1 protein-coding gene is annotated in these 4,303 nt (G+C 75.5%); it reads left to right on the top strand.

Annotated features, from left to right (window positions below; all coding sequences use genetic code 11):
• Positions 1 to 4,303, top strand: a 4,303-nt coding sequence (locus tag BBH68_RS32285) for a type I polyketide synthase (RefSeq protein WP_141713109.1), incomplete at both ends; no start/stop codon positions are given.

The following is a 4,303-nucleotide window of genomic DNA, read 5'->3' as shown; positions in this document are numbered from 1 at the left end:
CGGCACGGCACGCGCGGGAGGCGGTGCGCTTCGCCGACAGCGTGGAGTGCCTGGTCGACCGCGGAGTGACGGACTTTGTCGAGGTCGGGCCCGACGCCGTGCTGAGCGGCCTCGTGCAGGGGCGCGGCGAGGGCGTTCTCGCGGTGCCCGCGGTGCGGGCCGGTCAGGGCGAGGTGGACTCGTTCGTCTCGGCGCTGGCGCGGCTGCATACGCGCGGTGTGCCGGTGACCTGGCCGACCCTGCGCCCCGGCCCCCGGGTCGAGCTGCCCACCTACGCCTTCCACCGACAGCGCTACTGGCCGCACCGCTCCGGACCGGTCGGCGTGGAAGCGGCCATCGGCTCGGTGGGACTCGAACCCACCGGACACCCGCTGCTCGGCGCCCGGCTGCGGCCGGCCGAGGGTGACGGCGTGCTCCTCACCGGCCGTCTCTCGCCGGCCGAGCAGCCCTGGCTGGCCGACCACGCGGTGCTGGACACGGTGCTCTTCCCCGGCGCCGGCTTCGTCGAGATGGCGCTGCGGGCCGGCGACGAGGTCGGCTGCGACGGTGTCGAGGAGCTGACGCTCCACGCGCCCCTGGTGCTGCCCGAAGCGGCCACCGCGCGGGTCCAGCTCACGGTGGGCGAGGGGGACCAGGACGGCCGGCGCCCCTTCGCGGTGTACGCGAGGACCGGCGACGCCGACCCGTGGGTCACCCACGCCACGGGCCTGCTGTCCCCGGCCTCCTCGGCTTCCTTGGCCCGGACGACCCCCGCCGCGCCCCAGGTGTGGCCGCCCGAGGGCGCCGTACCCGTCGCGGTGGACGGCCTCTACGACGAGATGAGCGAGGGCGGCTTCGCCTACGGCCCCGCCTTCCAGGGGCTCAGGGCAGCATGGCGGCGCGGGTCCGAGGTGTTCACCGAGGTGACGCTCCCCGAGGGCGCGGAAGCGGGGGTGGCGGGGGACTTCTGTCTGCACCCCGCCGTACTCGACGCGGCCCTGCACGGCGTGTCCCTGCTGGAGGCGTCCGGCGACCATGAGCCACCACGTGGCCTGCCGTTCTCCTGGGAGGGCGTGCGCCTGTACGCCACCGGGGCGACCGCGGTGCGCGTCCGCCTCGCCCTGTCGGCCACCGGCGGCGTCACGGTCACCATGACCGACGGCGGCGGGCTGCCGGTGGCCTCCGTCGACACCCTCGCCCTGCGCCCGGTCAGCGGCGAGCAACTGCGCGCCGCGCGCGGCCAGGGCGACTGGCTGTACCGCACCGGCTGGGCCGAGCTGTCCCCCGTCCCGGCCGTGGCCGGCGCCTCCCGGCCCGCCTGGGCGGCCGTCGGAGCGGAGGCCGCCGAGCTCACCCGCGCCGCGGAGGCCGACACCGAGGCGTACGGGGATCTCGCGGAGCTCGCCGCGGCGCTCGACGCCGGAACGGCGATGCCGGACGCCGTGGTCGTGGTGTGCCCGGACTTCTCCGGAGACATACCGGAGGCGACCAAGGCGGCCACGGGCTGGGCGCTGGAGACGGTGCGGGCCTGGCTCGAGGACGACAGGTTCGCGTCCGGCCGTCTGGTGCTGGCCACCCGAAACGCGACGGCTCGTGACGCAGACGCCCCAGGCCCCGACCTGCCGCACGCCGCGGCCCGCGGCCTGGTGCGCTCGGCCCAGTCGGAACACCCCGACCGGATGGTGCAGCTCGACCTGCCGGCCGACCTCGGCGACGCCACGCCGGCGGCGCTCGTGTCCGCCGTCCGTACCGCACACACGGTCGGCGAACCCGAACTGGTGCTCCGTGACGGCGTGTTGTGGGCGCCCCGACTGGCCCGTACGGCCCCCGCGGCCCCCTTGGTGCGGCCCGGGGACGGCGCGGCGCCGACCGGGGACGGCTCGGTGCGGCCCGGGGACGGCTCCGCGCCCGTGTGGGACCCGCACGGCACCGTGCTCATCACCGGCGGCACCGGCGTCCTCGGCGGCGCCGTGGCCCGGCACCTGGCCGCCGAGCACGGCGTGCGCCACCTGCTGCTGCTCGGACGTCAGGGGCCGCGTGCCGCGGGCGCCCAGGAGCTGGTGACCGAGCTCGCCGAACTGGGCGCCGAGGCCACGGTGGCCGCCTGCGACGCGGCGGACCGGGAGAGCCTGGCCGCCGTCCTCGCGGACATCCCCGCCGACCGGCCGCTGCGCGCGGTGGTCCACTCCGCCGGCGTCGTGGACGACGGCGTCATCTCCTCGCTGACCCGGGAGCGGGTCGACACCGTGCTGCGCCCCAAGGCACAGGCCGCCTGGAACCTGCACGAGCTCACCGCGGACCGCCAGCTCACCGCCTTCGTGCTGTTCTCGTCGGCGGCCGGCGTGCTGGGCGCGGTGGGCCAGGCCAACTACGCGGCGGCCAACACCTTCCTCAACGCCCTGGCCGAGCACCGCAGGGCGAAGGGGCTCGCCGCGCACGCCCTGGCCTGGGGCCTGTGGGAGCAGCGCAGCACCATGTCGCAGGTCATGAGCGAGCAGGACCTCGCCCGGGTCTCCCGCGGTGGCATGTCGGCCCTGTCCGTGGAGGACGGCCTGGCGCTGTTCGACGCGGCGCTGGCCGCGGACGAGCCGGTGCTCGTCCCGATGGCGTTCGATCCGGCCGCCGTCCGCCGCGACACCGCCGGCATCCCCCCGGTGCTGCGCGGCCTGGTACGGACCACATCCCGGCGGGCCTCGGCGGAGGAGCCGACCGGCGGGCTGCGTGACCGGCTGCGCGCCCTGTCCGCGGCCGACCGCGAAGAGACGCTGCTGCGGCTGGTGCTGCGGCACGTCACCGCGGTACTCGGCTACGCGCCCGACAGCGACCTGGAGCCCGACCGGGCCTTCACCGAACTCGGCTTCGACTCGCTCACCGCCGTGGACCTCCGCAACCAGCTCGCCGCGGCCACCGAGGTCCGGCTGCCCGCCACCCTCGTCTTCGACTACCCGACGCCGGTGGCCCTCGCCCGCCACCTGTGCTCACAACTTGTGGGCGAGGAAGCCGAGACGGCGGGCCCGGCCCACCCGGCACCCGCGGCTGTCGACGACGAGCCGATCGCCATCATCGGCATGAGCTGCCGCTACCCCGGCGGCGTCCGCACGCCCGAGGAGCTGTGGCAGCTGGTCGCCGACGGCCGGGACGGCGTCACGCCCTTCCCCCGGGACCGCGGCTGGAACGTCGACGAGCTGTACGACCCGCAGGGCGCGCGCCCGAACACCAGCTACGTGGGCGAGGGCGGGTTCCTCCACGACGCCGCCGAGTTCGACGCGGAGTTCTTCGGGATCTCGCCGCGCGAGGCGCTGGCCATGGACCCGCAGCAGCGGCTGCTCCTGGAGACCACCTGGGAGGCGCTGGAGCGCGCGGGCATCGACCCCGCCGCCGTGCGCGGCAACCGGGTCGGGGTGTTCGCCGGGCTCATGTACCACGACTACGCCGCCCGGCTGCGGTCCATTCCCGAGGAGGTCGTCGGCTTCCTCGGCAACGGCAACACCGGCTCCATCGCCACCGGCCGCGTGTCCTACACCTTCGGGTTCGAGGGGCCTGCCGTGACGGTGGACACGGCGTGCTCGTCCTCGCTGGTGGCGCTGCACCAGGCGGCCCAGGCGCTGCGCCGCGGCGAGTGCACCCTGGCCCTGGCCGGCGGCGTCGCCGTGATGGCGACCCCGGACTCCTTCGTCGAGTTCAGCCGCCAGCAGGGGCTCGCGCCGGACGGCCGCTGCAAGTCCTTCGCCGCCGCCGCCGACGGCACCACCTGGTCCGAGGGCGTGGGCCTGCTGCTGGTGGAGCGGTTGTCGGACGCGCGGCGTCTGGGGCATGAGGTGTTGGCGGTGGTGCGGGGTTCGGCGGTGAACCAGGACGGTGCGTCGAATGGTCTGACGGCGCCGAACGGTCCGTCGCAGCAGCGGGTGATCCGGCAGGCGCTGGTGAGCGCGGGTCTGTCCGCGGCCGATGTGGACGTGGTCGAGGCCCACGGCACCGGCACCCCGCTGGGCGACCCGATCGAGGCCCAGGCCGTCCTCGCCACCTACGGGCAGGAACGCCCCGACGGGCAGCCGCTCCTGATGGGCTCCTTGAAGTCGAACATCGGTCACACGCAGGCGGCGGCGGGTGTGGCTGGTGTGATCAAGATGGTGGAGGCGATGCGGCGGGGTGTGGTGCCCAGGACGTTGCATGTGGATGAGCCCACGCCGCATGTGGACTGGTCGTCGGGTGCGGTGGAGCTGGTGACGGAGGCTCGTCCGTGGCCGGAGGCAGGGCGTGTGCGGCGGGCGGGGGTGTCCTCGTTCGGCATCAGCGGGACGAACGCCCATGTGGTGCTGGAGGA

This window comes from Streptomyces sparsogenes (assembly GCF_001704635.1).
In the GTDB taxonomy this organism is placed as follows: Bacteria; Actinomycetota; Actinomycetes; order Streptomycetales; family Streptomycetaceae; genus Streptomyces; species Streptomyces sparsogenes.
The sequence above is the reverse complement of the archived record's forward strand: the minus strand, read 5'-3'. Positions and strand labels throughout refer to the sequence as shown.